At 38.4% G+C, this 17,845-nt stretch carries 19 protein-coding genes and 1 pseudogene; 8 read left to right on the forward strand and 12 right to left on the reverse strand.

The window, feature by feature from the left end:
- The coding region (locus ACFIKJ_RS02200) for a hypothetical protein (RefSeq protein ID WP_375670208.1) at positions 1 to 348 on the forward strand (348 nt) is incomplete at its 5' end.
- A gap of 544 nt (positions 349 to 892) precedes the next feature.
- Here ACFIKJ_RS02200 and ACFIKJ_RS02205 read toward each other — a convergent pair.
- The 10 genes from ACFIKJ_RS02205 to ACFIKJ_RS02250 form a co-directional block, all read right to left on the reverse strand.
- Positions 893 to 1,465: a hypothetical protein gene (locus ACFIKJ_RS02205; RefSeq protein ID WP_375670209.1), complete on the reverse strand. Its 573-nt coding sequence runs from the start codon at positions 1,463 to 1,465 to the stop codon at positions 893 to 895.
- Positions 1,466 to 1,475: 10 nt separating this feature from the next.
- Positions 1,476 to 1,850 carry a hypothetical protein gene (locus ACFIKJ_RS02210; RefSeq protein WP_375670210.1) on the reverse strand — a complete coding sequence of 125 codons (375 nt, stop codon included), beginning with the start codon at positions 1,848 to 1,850 and terminating at the stop codon, positions 1,476 to 1,478.
- A gap of 89 nt (positions 1,851 to 1,939) precedes the next feature.
- Positions 1,940 to 3,076 carry a DUF6990 domain-containing protein gene (locus ACFIKJ_RS02215; RefSeq protein ID WP_375670211.1) on the reverse strand — a complete coding sequence of 379 codons (1,137 nt, stop codon included), beginning with the start codon at positions 3,074 to 3,076 and terminating at the stop codon, positions 1,940 to 1,942.
- Positions 3,077 to 3,090: 14 nt separating this feature from the next.
- Positions 3,091 to 3,447 carry a hypothetical protein gene (locus ACFIKJ_RS02220; RefSeq protein ID WP_375625325.1) on the reverse strand — a complete coding sequence of 119 codons (357 nt, stop codon included), beginning with the start codon at positions 3,445 to 3,447 and terminating at the stop codon, positions 3,091 to 3,093.
- 779 nt (positions 3,448 to 4,226) lie between these two features.
- Positions 4,227 to 4,394 carry a hypothetical protein gene (locus ACFIKJ_RS02225; protein WP_375670212.1) on the reverse strand — a complete coding sequence of 56 codons (168 nt, stop codon included), beginning with the start codon at positions 4,392 to 4,394 and terminating at the stop codon, positions 4,227 to 4,229.
- A 551-nt stretch (positions 4,395 to 4,945) separates the two neighbouring features.
- A complete protein-coding gene (locus ACFIKJ_RS02230; protein ID WP_375626439.1) occupies positions 4,946 to 5,278 on the reverse strand; it encodes a hypothetical protein in 333 nt (110 codons plus the stop codon).
- Positions 5,279 to 5,477: 199 nt separating this feature from the next.
- Positions 5,478 to 6,035 (reverse strand): hypothetical protein, encoded by a 558-nt coding sequence (locus tag ACFIKJ_RS02235; protein WP_375625321.1) that lies wholly within the window; start codon positions 6,033 to 6,035, stop codon positions 5,478 to 5,480.
- Between the two features lie 57 nt (positions 6,036 to 6,092).
- Complete coding sequence (locus tag ACFIKJ_RS02240) at positions 6,093 to 6,644, reverse strand: hypothetical protein (protein ID WP_375626443.1); 552 nt, start codon at positions 6,642 to 6,644, stop codon at positions 6,093 to 6,095.
- Complete coding sequence (locus ACFIKJ_RS02245; protein ID WP_375670213.1) at positions 6,641 to 7,171, reverse strand: hypothetical protein; 531 nt, start codon at positions 7,169 to 7,171, stop codon at positions 6,641 to 6,643. The genes ACFIKJ_RS02240 and ACFIKJ_RS02245 overlap by 4 nt, the downstream gene beginning before the upstream one ends.
- Before the next feature lie 981 nt (positions 7,172 to 8,152).
- Positions 8,153 to 8,356: a hypothetical protein gene (locus tag ACFIKJ_RS02250; RefSeq protein WP_273788516.1), complete on the reverse strand. Its 204-nt coding sequence runs from the start codon at positions 8,354 to 8,356 to the stop codon at positions 8,153 to 8,155.
- 985 nt (positions 8,357 to 9,341) lie between these two features.
- Between ACFIKJ_RS02250 and ACFIKJ_RS02255 the strand changes: the two genes are divergently transcribed.
- Positions 9,342 to 9,911 (forward strand): hypothetical protein, encoded by a 570-nt coding sequence (locus ACFIKJ_RS02255; protein WP_375625318.1) that lies wholly within the window; start codon positions 9,342 to 9,344, stop codon positions 9,909 to 9,911.
- 572 nt (positions 9,912 to 10,483) lie between these two features.
- On the opposite strand, the gene ACFIKJ_RS02260 is transcribed toward ACFIKJ_RS02255, so the two are convergent.
- A complete protein-coding gene (locus ACFIKJ_RS02260) occupies positions 10,484 to 10,702 on the reverse strand; it encodes a hypothetical protein (protein WP_375625317.1) in 219 nt (72 codons plus the stop codon).
- Between the two features lie 920 nt (positions 10,703 to 11,622).
- On the opposite strand from ACFIKJ_RS02260, the gene ACFIKJ_RS02265 reads away from it, so the two are divergent.
- Together ACFIKJ_RS02265 and ACFIKJ_RS02270 are read left to right on the forward strand one after the other, a co-directional pair.
- On the forward strand, positions 11,623 to 12,567 hold the full coding sequence (locus ACFIKJ_RS02265) for a YopJ/AvrA family T3SS effector serine/threonine acetyltransferase (RefSeq protein WP_375625316.1): 945 nt from the start codon (positions 11,623 to 11,625) through the stop codon (positions 12,565 to 12,567).
- Between the two features lie 392 nt (positions 12,568 to 12,959).
- Positions 12,960 to 13,890 (forward strand): annotated as a pseudogene (locus ACFIKJ_RS02270) (YopJ/AvrA family T3SS effector serine/threonine acetyltransferase).
- 213 nt (positions 13,891 to 14,103) lie between these two features.
- Here ACFIKJ_RS02270 and ACFIKJ_RS02275 read toward each other — a convergent pair.
- Complete coding sequence (locus ACFIKJ_RS02275) at positions 14,104 to 14,280, reverse strand: hypothetical protein (protein ID WP_375648697.1); 177 nt, start codon at positions 14,278 to 14,280, stop codon at positions 14,104 to 14,106.
- A 366-nt stretch (positions 14,281 to 14,646) separates the two neighbouring features.
- Between ACFIKJ_RS02275 and ACFIKJ_RS02280 the strand changes: the two genes are divergently transcribed.
- The 4 genes from ACFIKJ_RS02280 to ACFIKJ_RS02295 are packed head-to-tail and all read left to right on the forward strand — an operon-like array spanning position 14,647 to position 15,883.
- Positions 14,647 to 15,309 (forward strand): lysozyme, encoded by a 663-nt coding sequence (locus tag ACFIKJ_RS02280; RefSeq protein ID WP_375625314.1) that lies wholly within the window; start codon positions 14,647 to 14,649, stop codon positions 15,307 to 15,309.
- The gene (locus tag ACFIKJ_RS02285; RefSeq protein ID WP_375625313.1) at positions 15,306 to 15,542 is read left to right on the forward strand and encodes a hypothetical protein; all 237 of its coding nucleotides are present in this window, start codon (positions 15,306 to 15,308) and stop codon (positions 15,540 to 15,542) included. The genes ACFIKJ_RS02280 and ACFIKJ_RS02285 overlap by 4 nt, the downstream gene beginning before the upstream one ends.
- Positions 15,466 to 15,678 carry a hypothetical protein gene (locus tag ACFIKJ_RS02290; RefSeq protein WP_375623746.1) on the forward strand — a complete coding sequence of 71 codons (213 nt, stop codon included), beginning with the start codon at positions 15,466 to 15,468 and terminating at the stop codon, positions 15,676 to 15,678. The genes ACFIKJ_RS02285 and ACFIKJ_RS02290 overlap by 77 nt, the downstream gene beginning before the upstream one ends.
- Positions 15,671 to 15,883, forward strand: a complete 213-nt coding sequence (locus ACFIKJ_RS02295) for a hypothetical protein (protein ID WP_375625312.1) — start codon at positions 15,671 to 15,673, stop codon at positions 15,881 to 15,883. The genes ACFIKJ_RS02290 and ACFIKJ_RS02295 overlap by 8 nt, the downstream gene beginning before the upstream one ends.
- The last annotated feature ends 1,962 nt before the right edge of the window (positions 15,884 to 17,845 follow it).

Here is a 17,845-nt window from a genome sequence, read left to right on the forward strand (position 1 = left end):
CCGATAAACAGCCCCATTGAAACCTATCACCAGCCTATCACAAATCTATCACTGACCTATCACCAGCCTATTACTTGCCACCAGCCCTTTTCACCCAACGCCCTCCATTTCCCCATTCCAATGACGCATTTTACAATCCAGCCCCTCCATTGGCTCCCTCTTTACCCCAACCGCCCAAAAACCCTCACGGTTCTTCACCAACCACAAATCCCAGCCATTACAGTTACACGTTTTTACGATTTTGCAAATTCACAGAAAGCAAGAAAACTTCCGATAAACAGCCCCATTGAAACCTATCACCAGCCTATCACAAATCTATCACTGACCTATCACCAGCCTATTCATTGACATCAGCCCTTTTCACCAAACGCCCTCCATTTCCCCATTCCAATTTTGACGCATTTTACAATCCAGCCCCTCCATTGGCACCCTCTTCTCCTCAACCGCCCCACAACCCTCACGGCTCTTGATCAACCACAAATCCTTGCCTTTACAGTTCCACGTTTTTACGATTTTGCAAATTCACAGAAAAAAAGAAAACTGCCGATAAACAGCCCCAGCATACTACAAGCCTATTCATTGACATCAGCCTTTTCAAACAGAGATCAGCATAAAATGAAAAAAATAATCCATGCCCTCCTCCCAAGCCGTGAAGCAATGGCATGATCTAAAACTCACATCTCCCCCCATGACATGAGGGCTACACACGCTTTTTCAGCGCTGCATTTAATTGCCGCGTAACCTTGTAATACGATATCAAACGCTTTATAAAAGAAATATACAGTGCCACAATGGGTATTGTTAAGAACAAATCAAAAATACCCCCCAGCAGAATGATCAAAATCAGCGTGTAAGCTGCCGCCATTGCGTAATGCATTTTATTCCCTTCTCTTTATAAATTGATTGATTGGGTTGCTTCAGTCACTTCTTCCAATTGCTGAATCTTCTTTTTCAATCGATGAGTTAAAATTTCACGAAGGATCACAACAACAGGGATCGTTGCAAAAATACATACCGATAAAAAAAACCAGAAAAACAAGAGAATGACAAAATATTCAAATCTGCTCTCATCTATCTCATCGATCCCTTTAAAGAAAATCACATAGACATAAACTTTGAAAAACATAATAATGAAAGAGAGGCATGCGTGGAGGATATAATCTTTGCGTGAAAAAGCGAGCCATTTTTTTAACGAATGAGAACTTATCTGTGTTTCTAGTGCTAAGTTTTGCGGCACTCTCTCTTTCCCTTTTCCGCTTTTTTCAAAGAAACAAAAATGCTGCGGCTGTTCTTTCATCAAACGTCTTTGTTTTTTCACTCTGTAATAGAGCCTCAAACGCTTGATTAAAGAATAATAAGGCGCCACAATAATCATATTCACAAAAATAGCAAAAACTGTAACTGCATTTAGAAGAAAACATCCAATTGGCAGAAACAAAATAAAAACCGCGGCCTCACTCCTCATGCGTATAACCTCATTGATTAATCTCCTGCTGCTTTATTTCTTCTTCCAATTTTTGCTTTATTTTTTCCAATTTACGCTCTTTAACGGAGCGCAGCCCCCACAAAATAGGAAGAGGTGTAAGAAGACAAAACCAAATCAACACCGGCAAGAGAAAAATAAAAGAACCAAATCCTTCCCATTTTATCCACTGCAACGGCTGTACCAGAGATTTTGCACCCGCAGGAACTTCTAAAGCCATCATGATAAGACATGTGCAAAACATAGTGAAAAAGGAACGCCCTATTATTTCACAACTCCCCACCCCTTTACGCCTTTCCACTGAAGGCACCGTCAATTTTTTGAATGAAAAGAAAGACTCTCCAAATGGCGCATTTTTCTCCTGCATTGATCCCCTCTGCTTTTACACTTCGCGCTTTTTACGCTCTATTTTTAGGTTTAAGCTCTTTTTAATTTATCTAAACGCTTTATTTTCTCTCAATAATTTTTTTCATCAATCCTAATTTCTACATCCATATATTCTAACTCCCCATCCTTTATGTAAAGAATATGAGGACGATAGTTTTTTCCATCAACTTCACAAATCGCGTCCTTTTCGTAAACGAAATATCCCTGTTGTCTTAATTCTTCTCTTTTTTCCTCGATCAATTTTTCATAAGAATCTCTTCTTCTATTGCACAAACTAGGATCTGAGGCTCTAAAATATTCATAGCTCTCCACCTCCATGGAAAAATCCTTTGCCGCCTGTTGAAGCAAATCGTAACTGGGTTGCTTTGTCTTTTCTACCGCTTGAGCGATTATCATCGCGCGTTCCAGATGCTCCTCTTCGATGCTTGTTTCAAAGCCCAGTTTCTCACCTTCCAGAAAGCTTTTGTGATAAGCGTGTAAGGTTTCAACATCACCCAACAATGCCAAAGCTGCAAGATAGCGCAGCGAATAAGAAGCCAACTGAGGGACCACAACTTTGTTTTCCCAAGGAAGGATGCGATATTGAGAGCGAAGCATATTGCCAAGATCAACCTCTGTCATTGCCTTTTCTAAAGCTTTCTCGAGTGCACAGCGTAAATGCTGGGCACTTACCTTTTCTTCAAAAATTTCCAACCCCTTCACATCAAAACTCAATTCGAGAGCAATCAAGCCTCCAGAATTATAAGGGTCTATCGTTTGGCAAGCCGCCGCATGGATACCAGAAACCACCGCAATTGCACAATCAAATCGCGGATACCCCTTCTCAGCATTATAAAGAAACTGCACTTCACGATCTGGTAAATAATAGGTGGCCAAATGATCCCCTTTTCCTTCAATTTCCACCCTCCACCCCAAACTCTTTAAAAGCGCCGTTGCACTTTCCATCGTTAGGATTTCCTCATCAGACAGAGAAAACTCTTTTACCTCAGATGATGATTTAATCATCGGCGTTGCTCCACTAGACGGCTCAAAAGCGATAGGTTGTTCAAGCACGCGGTTGAATTCTTTTGTCACTTGGCAATACAGTCTCACCCGCTTGAAAGTAGAATAATACAATGCCCAAATGAACATCGTGACCACAGCAGAAAGCAGCGTGAAAAGCGTCAAGCCCACACCCCACGAGAGTACAACAATAATATCTATCATTTTCTGCCCTCCCTTCACGCGCTGTTTTGTTGAGAAGCGGTTTTCCTCCGCTGCCAGATTTCTTGATCCAACTGCTTGATCTTTTTTTTCAACAAACGCGTAAAAATGATGCGGACCACAAAGGCAACAGGAATAAGCACAAAAAGAAGCGTTGATATAAAACCCAATATTAATGTTAAAATGAACAGAATATAATTCGACCACTCTGTCAAATCCCACTCAAAAAATATAACGAGTGCCACTTTAAAAGCGCTAATAATGAAAGCAATGCAAAAGATGACTTTATAATTTTTGCTTGTCAAAAACGCTTCTTCAAGCGAAAACGACCGTGGCTCTTCGTCCAATGATGCATTTTTTCCATTGCCCCTCATTTTTTATCCCTCATTTGTTTCAATTTTTAAGCCATTTTCATGAACCGAAGCTTTCGTCCTCACAATGAATGAGGGTTCATCAATATCAAGCGCTTGTATCCCTCATCTTTTATAAAGACAATATCAGAGTTGCATTTTTTTCCATTACCTTCAAACATCATGTTTTTATCACGCACAGTGTATCCTCTGTTGTCCTAAGGCTTCTCTTTTCTCGTCGATTAAATGTTCATACAAATATCTTCTTCTATTGCACAAATTTGGGTCTGAGGCTCTAAAATTCTAATCACTGCTCTTTTTATTTTCAGGAAGATAAGCTTCTTTGCAAAGAAGAAGCCAACTGATGCAAAAAAATCGTAACGAAGTTGCTTTGTCTTTATGACGATTTGAACCACCCAAAAAGCCGCCCAAATGGACTTTTTTGATATTTTTTCAAAGCCCAGCCTCTCACCTTCCATAAAGCTTTTGTGAGAAAGCTATCAAGTGTTAATATCAGCAAGCAATGCCAAAACCCCAAGGGTGCGCAGCAAATAAGAAGTCAACTGAGGGGGGCTACAATTTTCTTTTTCCAAAGAAGGGTGCTCTATTGAAAGCCCAAACACGCTGCCAAGACCAACCTCGTTCCCAGACCAACCTCGTTCCCAGATCAACCTCAGTCATTGCCCTTATCGAAAGCTTCCTCAAGCACACGGTGTAATCACTGGGCGCTTACCTTTTCCTCAAAAATTTTCAATTCCTTTGCCTTAAAACCCACCCCTTTGCTTCAAAGCTCAGTTGTCAATCTAGCAAAGCCCCAAAATGATAAGGATTAATATTTGGCAAGCTGCAGCATGTATACCAGCGCCTCCCAAAATTCCATAATCAAATTGCACAAAACCTTTTTCATCCAGAAAGAGAAACTGCCCCTCGCGGTCTCGTAAATAAATAGGTGTCCCCCCCTTTTCTTTCAATTTTTCCCCTCCACCCCAAGCTCTTTAAAAGCACTATTGCACTTTCCATGGAGCAAAACGTCTTGATCAAAAACTTAAAGCTTTTAGCGCGCCTTCTTTATGCGCCTTGCCTCTCCATTTTCTCAGAAAATGGATTTTTCTGCCCCAAACACCACCGCCGCATCTTGTGCTTTAATATAGATTTTTCGCTCTCAATATCGCTTGGTAAGACACATTTTTATACTTGATAAAAAGAAAATAAGTTACAAGATTTTCTCTCTTAAAGAAAACAGCAACAGCAAGTAAAACCCAAAAAAAGCCTCTTTTCACTTTGCCCCCGCACCCGCTCAAACAAGAACCCCGCTCAAGCAAAAGCCCCATTCAAGCAAGAGCCCCATTCAAGCAAAAGCCTCAATTCTTTTCAAAACACAGCACAAATATAAAAAAAGCACAAAACGAGAAGTGTACCCCATGCTTCTTAATGAACATATCAAAGGCAAGGCTTATGGCATCCTTTCACTTTGTCACCGCACCCGCTCAAGCAAAAGCCCCACTCAAACAAAAGCCTTTCTTCACTTTGTCCCCTCGCTCACTTTCCCCTCATTCACATCGTATAATATGACGAGAGCTTTTTTCTGCTCAACCTCTTCTTCCAATTGCCCTATCATTTTCTTCAACTGACGTGTCACGATAAAACGCATAATAAAAACAATCGGTAAGAATAAAAAAACACAGGCAAGCATCCATGCTAGTGGCTCGAATACAACAAGAGAAACAAAGTCCCTTCCTCTCCATATCTGAACGACAACCGTTATAACTATTGGAGCTGTCACTATGACCGTAGAAATATAAAATATTTTTTTATAGTCTTGCCAAACAAGAGAAAGCTGTTTTTTATCAAACATTCTGCTGCTTTTTTATTTTGGGGAGATCTGTTTTAAGGCAATATCGCGTTCATTAAGCACACATTTCAGTTCCTTTTTCACGCGACAATAAAGCCGCGCACGCTTGATAAACACGTAATAAATGATAAAAATCGGCACCCATATTAAAACATTTAAAAGCGTAAAACACAGGAAAGAAATGGCTATTAATGTTATAAGACTACTCGTCATTTTGTCCCCCTTCCACATTCTGCATACGCATTGCCTGATCGCTTTGTTTTATCGCTTCTTCCAATTGTGGAAGTATTTTGTTCAATTTTCTCGTTAACTTTATGCACATGATCCCAATGATCGGAGAAAAGAGAAAAATCCCTAACCATAGAAGGCTCAACAGCTGTATAATAAAGGCAACACTATCATTTTTCCACCATACAAAATTTGCGATAGAGCAAGCAGATTGCAAAACAGAAAAGAGAATAAGGATAAAAAAGATTATTTTACATTCTTTTGAAGAAAAAGGCAGAGATTCTTTGAAGTTAAGAAAGCGCATTTTCGCATCAAGGGTCTTAAATACGAGATTGTGTCTTTTCATTTCTCCCCGATCATTGCGCAATTGTTGTACGGCTTGCTTTTGTTGCGTCGTACTCTTTTTCAAGCCTTGAGCGAGTTTAAAAGATAACCTCATATGCTTGATTAACAAGTAAGGAAGCCTAACAACGACCATAACCATTAAAATGGCAATGATAACGAACCCTAAAAAAGCCAAATGCTGCATCATAATGCTCCCTTTTTTTCCCTATCGCATTGATGTGAAATCATCATTTTTATCCTCTGCTCAAACAAATGTTTCTAATTCCTTTACTGTTTCTTGCACGCCATACTGAAGGAAACTATGGAGAATTAAAATGACAGGTAAAGAAACAACAATACATACCCAGAACCACAACAGCAGTTTCATGACAAAATCAATAATGTGAAGCACTATAATAGGCACGTAATTGTGCAAAAAAATTGCAGATTTTGGAAGAAAAGCTGAAAAAACGACAACACCTGTGCAAAGTGCAACCATAACGAAAGCGATAGAAAAGATCATAAAATAATCTTTTTTTGAGAGAAGCAAAGATTCTTGAAAAGAAAAGGCACTGAACTGTGTTGCAAGAACTGTATTCTGTCCCCTACCCTCTGCCTGATTATGCCTCAAATTCTGCGCTGCACCCTTTTTTAATTTTCGCTGCGTCACCAATAACAAGATTGTCCGTTTTATCAACGAATAATAAAGTGCAACGATTGTCACCATGGTAGAAAGGAATACCATAAAAATTGCAGAACAAATAAAAATTGCCGTCCCTACGGCGATCAACATTCCAATGATTAAAGAAGCGGTCACTTTCCCCTCCTATAGTCTTCTGTCAGAGATTGGTTGTTTAGCTGTTGCTGCTCTGGCAAGGCTTCCCACAGCTTCATCATTTCCTTCACATCCCGTTTAAATATGGCGTTAAAGACAAAAAAGAGCGGAAAAAAACCAAAAAGAAAACAAAAAATCATTTGCGGTAAGAAACATAAAAAAGCCCAAACACTATTCCACCCCGCATCAAGCAAATGCTCGATGATAGGATTTTTAAAAGGATGTGCAAGGCTCTCCTGAATTATTTCCTGAAAACTTTTTTGTTTCGTTTGTCCCAGTGCTTGGAGCTGTTCTTTGGATATAACGTGAAAAAATTCCAAAGGCTCCATATAGACAGTCGCGGAAAAAAGCACCAACAAGAGGATAGCCAAACACAAAATGATGACGTAATCGCCTGTTGAAAGCATCATCCATTTTTTGAAAGTTGCCGATTGATCCAACACTGACTGTGATACAAAAGCCTTATTTCCCTCATGGGCAGATTGGTGTTGTGATTTATCTTCGATCATACGGATACTCCCCCACTTTTAAAATTCCCACTCTTCAAATTTGATAGCACGCCACCAGCGCGGTAAATTCGCTTAGCACTCTTCTCAGAGTAAAGCAAGCACTATAATCCCCTATAAATATTTTATTCACGTACCCCTATACGCGCTTATACATGACGCGCTTACAAGCCCAAACACCCCTTTTCCTCTCTTTATCGATCACACAAACCCTAAAAGACACCGTTTTACAAAAATCCAACAAATATTTAATCTAAAAAACATCTCATGTGGAAAACTGACATGCCCACCATAAACGACAGTGTTTTCACCGCTTAAATGAAGCCGAGTATATATAAAACAAAGGATGATGATATTCCTTGCTCATCTCAAAGAATGAAGATTTTAAAACCCACCTCAGTTTGTCAACAATCCCATTGCTCTTAAGTGCACTCCGCCTGCTGAGCACTTATGGGTTCCACTTGCATAAAGCGCTCTACGAACAACTTCTCCCTTAACAAAAGTCCTTCCTTAACATTGGCACCCTAATTTTTAACACTTAATGCGTCAAAAGTTACAATGCCTCATAAACCTTCCTATATCCGCCTCAAATGACAGTATTTTATGGCATAACAAGATGAAAAACATTTTCACAAGCACTTTGTATCTTGATAATCAACACATCCAAAATGCTGTAAGATTCTCTCATTTCAAATCTATCCCCTGTTGAATCAATAAAATTTATTTGCTTGTACGTAAAAAGTGGGAGAGCCATGCGCAGTGAAATTGTACAATGAAAATGCCTCTTATAAACCGTCTCAAATGCCAAGAGCTTGTAATACATATTGGGGATTGGCAAAATATGCGATGATACCAGCTTACGCTTTTATGAATCCTAAAAATGATGATCCTTAATAAAGTTATATTATCATGAAAGCTTTACCATAGATGCCCTTCTTGAGCCACCGTCGTGAAATGGGCTCGAGCACATGTAAGAGATGTCTCTTAAAAACAAGCGCGTGAATATGCCGCAATAAGTATATTCCGTTTGAGGCATTGTGTATGACGTAAGAGATGTGCCCCTAGAATGTGAGAAACAAGAACGCGATAAACAAAAGCGTGAAGCAATAAGCACGCCCCACAGACCAAACCAAACAACCGATTATCTAAAATGCGTCCACAGCAGCTTTGCAATTTTTCAATTCTCATTTTAAAATTTCTTGATTCAAAAAGCCCCTATTTTAAAATTAAAAAAGAAATGTCTTACACCTCATAGCCCCCACCTTTATAAAAGCATTTCTTATAAACGCCTCTTTTATCAAGCTACCTGCCGCTTATAAAGCTTCTTTGGATATTGCATCCCGTCATTTAACCATTTAAGTGACCACCTCCCTTTTTTATGAAATCCATTAAAACAGCAAAAACAAAAATATCCTCCATAAAAGATTACCGTAAATTGCTTGATCCTCCACAGTTTATTTTGTTATTTTGAAATGATGAACCATATTTTATTTGAAAATATAAGGATCTTATGCTATTATAAGCACATTGAAAAGTTTGTTTTTTTAAGCTCTGTGTCGCTCAAAAAAAGATAAAATCCTCTATAAAGGATAAAGATATATTTTGCAGCTTAATCTACATCAGACATCTTGGTACAGCGCCCAATAAGAAAACCCCAATATACCTCCCAATAACAAAGCTCAACGGATGATAAAAACAATGACTTTTCAAAGGTAAAACTGAAAAGTTTCCACGAAGCGCTCATGAGAAAGAAAGCAAATAATCCTACTAGAAAAGACTTCCTATTAGAAAGATAACGACATACCCATAAAACATCATTCTTGTTTTTTATTCACATGTGACAAAAGTTTCTTTTCAACTGTTCCAGAAAGGTTGAGAAATCTTTAGAAAGCAAATAACCCGCTATCCATGAAAAAATAAGCATGATAGGAGCGAGAAATAAGACTGATAGGGATAAGATAAAAATGGTAAAAAACACCTTAAAGATGATTTTTTCGCCCCACACCGTTGCTGTTCTTTGTGCTGAAAGACGCCTTTAGTATCCGTTTCTCCTTTGATCTGCAACGGCTCATATTCCCACAGTATTTGCTCCCACAGTATTTGCTCAAAGTGCTTTTTACATCACTGTCCCCCATCAACAGACAGTTTATTTTTCATTTAAATGGTTAAGTTCATGAAAATACGTAAAAAACGCGGTAGACCGAGAATAACAGGCAAACTCAGAGAGCCCAATGGCCGTATTTCACGTGCCCAAAGCCCCAGCGAATCTGCGCTTCAATCTGCGATTGAAATGCGTGCAAAACACTTTGGTTTAAGCCTTGAAGAAGCGAAAAATCCACTTGTTGGAACCTATATTGGGCGTCTTTGTTTGCTTGGCTATAAAGGGGATTCATCAGGCATCAGTAAGGAGCAATATGACACGGCGCAAAGATACTTGCAAATCAGAAACGACTATTTATGTGCAAAAGGCTTACCAAACGGCTATTATGATGGTTTTACGCACAGCGCATCAGATGAGACAACAAAAAAGCAATGGGTTCAAAGAGCGACGGAACGCTATGAAGATATGCAAGAAGCGATTAAAGAAGCACAATATTTGCATCGTCAACACAACTTTCATGCGGCATTACAATATCTTGTTATAGAAGATCAACCGCTGCCTAATCTTGTTGGTTCGTTGCGTATTATTCTTGATGCCCTTTATAAACATTTTGACTGTTCTAGCAAAAAGATCATTGGCTAAAAACACCCATCGTTTTCTCTCCCTCACAGGATAAAGATTCTAAAACCCTCCTTTGTAACATGCCTCTTTGTAACCAGCTCCTTTATAAAGAGACAATCCTTCTTGACAAGTTACACTTGAGATCCACTGGACTTGCCCTTTCATAGAATTCATGGGATTGACGAGCTTAAAGCACACAACAAATAAGCTTTAAAATATCCACCAAGCCCTTAAAAAACGCTTCAACCTGTCAAAGAGACTTATCACCATACCTCAACGATATATCTACCCATGCCTCAAAGGACAATATTTCACGACATATTTCACGACATGGACAAGATAAATATTTCCCCCTCTTCATACAGCAACCTTCTCCCCATCACCCTCCCCTCCCTATTACACCCCCTCCCCATTACCCCTATTGTAACAAACAACCCTCATCATCCAATTTTCCCCCAATATCGCGATATCCTTAGCTCTTGAGACAATTCATTATCGTCATTGTGCGTCTTTTCTTGTACAATTCTACACAGCTTTCCTGATCTTATGACAGACAAGAGACATGGCTTTGATTGCAGCATAATCTAGATTTCTCATTCAAGATCAATAACGACTAAAACATCATTATAAATCAATATGTTATCATTAAAACACCCCATTGATTTTTTTACAAAATTAAAAGCATCATCCCTTAAACGAAAGAAAAAGCCCCCACCAACAATCCCTTCCATCATCAACAACTTATACCGGTAACCATCCACCCACCACGCCACCGCTAATACGACAGCCAGCATAGCCCCAATCGCCAACACAATCGCGACACCTAAGCTTTACCCCCGCAAAACCTTCCAACCATCGCCTTCCTAATTCCATCAATAAAATACCACGGATTTCAAAACCACAATTCTCTTCTCTCCCTTCACCTTGCTCCCTCCTTTTTCAAAGAAGGAAAAGCATTTATGGTAATCAATACATCTTTATACAGAAACCTTTAGAGCCCCCTATAGCCATTCGAAGAGCCATCACACCTCTAACCACCCACGAGCCCCCATTTAAGTCATCCCCCACGGGAAATCCCCTGCGCAACACCTAAGCTTTGCCCCCGTAACATCTTCCAACCATCGCCTTCCTAATTCCATCAATAAAATACCACGGATTTCAAAACCACAATTCTTCCCTCTCCCTTCACCTTTCCCCCTCCTTTATCAAAGGAGAGAATGTTTTTTGCCGCAATAAAAAAGGGAAAATAATCGTTTTGCTGTTGACAGAATATGAAAAATCGTATTTAATGATAGGTGCGGTAAGGGATTTTTTGCGCCCAGATTTCATCAGAGAATTTTTGCATTATTATAGACTGTTATCAAACGGTGTGTTTCGCTATAATCTTTAAAAGTCTCTTGTTTAAAGGTATCTTTCGTCTTTCTCTGACTGTTTTTCTTCTGCATCATCCAATTTGCATCACCAACAGCCCTATAATTTTGAGATTTTCAAAACAAGCCGTATCCAATAAGGGCTCCCAATAGAACGCTCTAATACAATACCCCAATAAAAATACGGATACAACACATCACAGAAATGATGAGCACTACACGAATATAAAATATGAAAACGACCAGGATATGCTTTCATCGCCTCATTTTTCAAGATGCGAAGGCTTTTTTTCAAAACATTGTTTAGCCAGAATTGAAGAACATAATGTCATCCATTGATTATCAATATGGAAGCTAATATTATGAAGCCACAAGATTCTTCTCTCCCTTATTCCTCACAAACACAAGGAAGGGCAAATGCACCAGAAGGGGCGCGTGCAACTGCATCATTAGACAATCTTGCTGCACATTCAGAACAACAAAGCAGCGAAAAAGAAGGAAATGTCCCGTTCAATCATGAGGAATTAAAAAATATCATTGCTCGTTTAGAAGAAGACATCTCAACGGATCGTTGGTTTACAACTGATTATGCAAGCATAGATCTTAAACTGATGCCAGCCTTAGTGGAACAAGCAAATCGTAAATATCCTGAAATGCGCCTTCAATTGGTAGCGTCATCTCACGACTTTGCCCTTGCACTAAAAGAAGCCATCGAAAACGGCATTCAATCTTCTAGATTTATCATTCACACAAAGGATAGAGGAATTCATTTTTCAGTGATTGATCATCAAACCATCGATGACAAAACGTCCGTGATATTTTTTGAACCTACAACACTTAACAATATGAGATCAGCAGTGCTAGCATTAAGGACACAACTGGCCCTTAAAGCGCATGAATTGTCTAACTGTTCTTTTGCCATGGCAGAAATGGACATTCAGCGAAGCTCTTCTGAATGTGGAATGTTCAGCTTAAGCCTTGCCAAAAAGCTTTATTCGGAAGCTCAAAAATTAGAACGACTGCACAAAGATAATATTAAGGGTGTGTTATGTGAACCAGATACGCCTTTATCTGCTGAAAAGTTAGATACATATCTTCCAACCACTTTTTATAAACACGTGCAAGGAAGAAGACGTCTTGGGGAATATCTAAAAGCCAATCCGGATGCGGAACATGAAACAGTAAACAAAAAAGGCGAAACTCTGAGAGAGAGATTTGAAAGAAGCTTAAGTTCAGCAGAAGGAAAAACTGTTTCTGTTTCACAACATAGAAAAAGAGCGACGGAATACAAATCTCTGATGATGTAAGATGTAATGAGTGTTTTAGCCATATCCGTATTCCACATCCACAAAGAATGAAGCTCTGCGGCTTTACGGTAAGATATAAATGCTATTAGCAAATCTTCGTTTCCCTTTGAAAGAAGTAACAATGCAAAAAGTGAGCAATTACCTCTTCAAACAAAAGGCAAAACAATAATATTCTATTAAAAGTAGCCCATTTTAAAGCCCGTATTTTAAGACTTTGAACAAACATAAAACACGCAAGTTTTGAAAAGACCTGCCCGCACTTTCTTATAAAGCAGCTGAAAAATGATTTTTTCCTTAATCTTCAAGAGATAAAGGTTATTTTTCAAAACATTATTTGGTCAAAATATAAAAAATAATATTGCCTCCCGATTATAACCACGGAGGTTCATATTATGAAGCCACAAGATTCAAAAGATACTGCCGCTCATGCCTCACAAATAGCAGAAAGTAACATCGAAAATGAATCCTTAGAAAGCCTTATTGCCCGTTTAGAACAACTCAACGCTCCTCAAAAAGAAGAGAGCACCTTGAGTCAGGAAAAGTTGAAAGCTATTATTACAGACTTAGAAGATGATCTCGTCACCGGCCGTTGGATTAACTCTTATTATGAAAACATAGATATTAGATTGATGCCGGCTCTCGTAGAAAAAGCAAACAGCAAATATCCAGCAATGAATCTCAAATTGGCTCTTACAGCAGAAGAGTTTTCACACGCACTAAAAGAAGTCGTTGAGAGCGACGCAAAATCTGCTCGATTTATAGTAAATTCGGGAAGCAAAATCCACTTTGCAGTCCTTGATTATCAAAAAGTTGATGACAAAATCTCTTTGATTATGCTTGAACCTACAACATTTCAGAATATCACTGCTTACAAACTAGGGATAAAAATAAATCAAACCCTTCAATGTCTTCAACTGCCTCCTTATTCTTTTACCACGGCAGAAATGGATATTCAGAGAAGCTCTTCTGAATGTGGGATGTTCAGCTTAAGCCTCGCCAAAAAGCTTCATCTTGAATCTGATAAATTAGCAAGATTGCACAAAGATAATGTTAAGGGTGTATTATGTGAACAAAATTCATCTTTATCTGCTGAAAAGTTAGATTCCTATCTTCCCATTAGTTTATACAAACATGCGCAAGGAAGAAAACGTCTAGAACAATATTTAAAAGCCAATCCGGATGCTGAACATGAAACAGTAAACAAAAAAGGTGAAACTCTGAGAGAGAGATTTGAAAAAAACTTAAGAACAACAGAAGGAAAAACTGTTTCTGTTTCCTCCCACCCAAAAAAGGCTCACTGAATACAAATCTTTGATGATGTAATTGAGGTTTTTTCCATATCCATAAAGAACGAGGCTCTGCTGCTTGACGGTGGGGTATAAATTGCTGTTAGCAAATCTTTTTTTCCGTTTGTAAGCAATTAAAGAGTTAAACAGCAAGCAACGTGACCTCTTAAAGACAAAAAGCTGAATACATAAAATATTTTAGGATTTTGGATGTTAAGTAAAAGCACCCGCCTCCTCCTGTAGCTTTTTTCTAAGAGTTGTCCACTTTTATCTCAAGCGCCTCCACATCAGTACCACTTGCCAAAACAACCGCAAACAGCCACTCTCTGTCCCCCACAATCACACCATCCGTTCTCCCCATCTCTCCCCCCTCACAACCACCGCCAAAACAACCGCAATCACCAACACCAATGCTAACACAAATCATTGTGCAACCCTCCAACCCCTGCCGCGCCAACAATGCCTTCTAAGAATTCCATTCACCAACATATATGTCACCCCTCCAACCTCACTTCTCATGCCACCGCTAACACAACCGTAATGCCACCGTAATGCCATTGCGTACATCAACAGCACCAAGTCTCAAAACCAACAACATCTCTCAACGGAAAACACCAGCCCAACCATTATCCCACTTGGACAACCATGACCTCATTCCCTTAAGATGCTACAACTAACCTTTTGATTTCGTTAAATTTTCACGTCTTGTCTGTTTTTGCAGAGTGAAAAATTTCACTTTTAATGTGTCGACCAGCCTCACTTTAAAGTGAGGCTTTATTTTATGGAGAAGCAAATGAGAAAAATATCATCAGCAGGGCTTGCACTCATTAAACAATGGGAAGGATTGCGTTTGAACGCCTATAAAGATGCCATCGGGGTGTGGACAATCGGCTATGGACATATCAGCGCTGCTGGAAAACCGTTCGTTCGCAAGGGCATGACAATCACTGAAAAGCAAGCAGAAGAAGTTCTTTCTCAAGATTTAAGACAATTTGAAAATACCGTTGAAACAAATGTGATGGTTTCCTTAACGGATGAACAATTCGCTGCGCTCGTATCGTTTTGCTATAATATAGGAGCTTCGGCTTTTTGTAATTCGACCCTGCTCAAAAAACTCAATAACGGCGAATATGAAGCCGTCCCTGCTGAATTACAAAAGTGGACCAAAGCAGGAGGAAAGCGTCTTCACGGTCTAGTGCACCGTCGTGCAGCCGAAGCAGGACTATGGGCAAAAGGTGCTTATGTTTCTCCCAACTACCAAACCGTAGAAACGCAAGCACCAATGGGATTTTTCAAAGCAGAAGCGCTTACACCGATTATTGGTTCTTTTTCTGGACTTGGAGGCTTATTGGCAGGCAATGGTCCCATCCAATGGGCATTGGCAGCCATTATGGTTTTAGCCGCCTGTGCAGGCATCTTCTTTGTGGCAAAACGGTTTCGGGAGCAGCGCTTATGATGTGGTGGATGAAAAAAAATCTGATGATAACAGGAGCGGCTCTGACCGCTTTTTTTATCGCTTTAGCAAAAGCTTTCACTCTTGGAAAAAAGATTGAACAACAAAAGCAAATAGAAAAAACACTAAAGTCATCAATAACACGGCTAGAGGTGGAGAATGAAATTAATCAAAAAAGTGATCCTGATGTACGCGCTGCTCTTACTTACTGGTTGCGCGATAAAAACAATAAATGAGCCTTTTTCTTGCGTTGGTTGGATGCCCATTTATTTAGACAAAAAAGATCTCAATACCATCAGTTCAAATCTCGCAAGAGATATTTTAAAGCATAACAAACAAGGGGAAGGCTTGTGTGGGTGGAAACATGGCTAGAAAAAAAACAGAAAAACAAACAGAGCTTACAGAAAAGGAAAAAGAAATCCTACAAGAAATCATCACAACTTATAAAAGTGTAAAAATGATGTCACGTTATACGAAGTGGATTATATTTATCATTTTCCTATTAGCGCTTGATTTCTCACGTATCATAGATGCGTTAGCAAGTATTTTTACACAAAAATCGAATATTCAGCTCTAAAATAAATAAAAAACATGAGACGTGTTAAATCTTTTTTTAAATAAAAAGCCATTCGTTATTTTTTGAAAACACGGAGATTTTATTGATGATTTTTCACGTCTCATGGGAAATTTTTACACACTCTTCAAAAACGCTTTCATGAAATGAATTTAGGAGCATGAAGAGAGATTTTTAACAAACGCGTGAGTCAACAACTTTACTAACATAAGAAAAGGATCATACCAACGCACATTTTCTAAAATAACCTATTGATACTAAAAAATATTTTATACTCTTCACAAATCCCATCGGGAAGATACCATCGCGAAAAAATTTAAAAATATTTAGAGATATTTTTTTAATAATTGCATAAGTAAACAACGCAAAAAGTATTAACTTGCCTAAAATCCCCTTATCTTTACACTTTAAAAAAAAGAGCAATCAGACACCTCCCTACGCATAAATCCCCAATATTTATACCGCCTCTGTTTATAAAAACTCTGTTTATAAAAAAACTGACTATTTGAAAATATTCATGAGAGGCATTTTTATTTTCTTTCAGTATTTCACCCTAGCTCTCTCCACTTGTGAGGTATAAGAAAACGATTGCGATTGTTTCAACATAAGAAAGAATTGAAATGAAAAAATCCACCGCAATAAAAATCTCTTATTCAACATACAAAACAATGAATAATTCTGATCAATAAAAGCGTTGTTCCATTAAAACCCATTAAAAAATATGAAGCAATACATGATTATCATTATTTGCAAGAATGCAATGCTCTTGAAAACCGTAAAACCACATCACATTGATTTATAATTATCATTAAGCACTCTTCAACTTGAATTAAAGCCCTGCATATCGCAGGATTTTCTCATTTCCCAACCTGTTTCCTTTTAAAATAATCCAAACTATGTCGCTTGCACATTACAGTGTATGGGTCAAAACTATACAAGCAAGGCACGCCTCACCGTCTCACGGACCAACGGCTTGTCATAACATTGAGAGCTGGAAAAGTATATGATAACGCAAGCGTATTCTTTTATTAAGCGTAAAGATGATCGTGCCCTATAGTTTTATGCACTTCATGAGAACTTTGCCCTTATACCATTCACAAATCCATTGCGAAATCGGTGTGACAAGCAAGATGTCTCTTAAAAACATGTCAATATGCAAAAATGTATATTTGGAGACAAATATATTTGCGGCTTTTCTATTTTACGTGAGGGATTTCACAAAAAAAAGATACGCAAGCAACAAAAGTTTGAGGCATCATCTTCATTATTTAATAAGATATTACTATAAATACCTTTAAAAGTCATAAAGCAAAAAGATGATGACAAGATGCGTGCTTATATACCTTTACATTCTTTCTCAATGAGGCTGTCTTTCTATTGCAGAGATTAACCAAACAGAGATATGCTTGTCCCAGTATACAAAAGCCCTTTAACAGAGAAAACCCTTATTTTTTCATACAAAAGCTTGAAATACCAGCATCTTATTCATAAAAAAAACAAACAAGACCCAACATGCTCTGTCCAACTTTCTCGCTTCAACTTTCAATGGATACAAACTCTTGCGTTAGTTCATAAAAACCATTCGCCCTTCTAAAGCGCAAACACAGGATTTTTTTAATGGTGCATGCATAAACTTAAAATGAAAAAATAGAACTGTATTAGGAATAAATGACTATAAATCAAATAGTTATATTTTTATCACTAAAATATTTTCAAAAGAAACCACGATCCCCGCACAATAAAAACATCTCATAAATGCAAGAGAAAAAGTCATGAATAAAGAGAGAGATCTATTCACAATAGCGATACATCAACCAATGAAAAATAACAAAATGCTATAAGATCACTATCATAAAAGGAAGAACTGTACGAAACGTGAAAAAGCATTAAAAAAACGGGCACAGAAGGCCCGTTTCTTTATTACTTCTATGGAATAAGAGCTTAGAAATCCATTCCGCCCATTCC

Source organism: Bartonella sp. PS7NMGDW (assembly GCF_042193585.1).
GTDB classification, from domain to species: Bacteria; Pseudomonadota; Alphaproteobacteria; order Rhizobiales; family Rhizobiaceae; genus Bartonella; species Bartonella grahamii.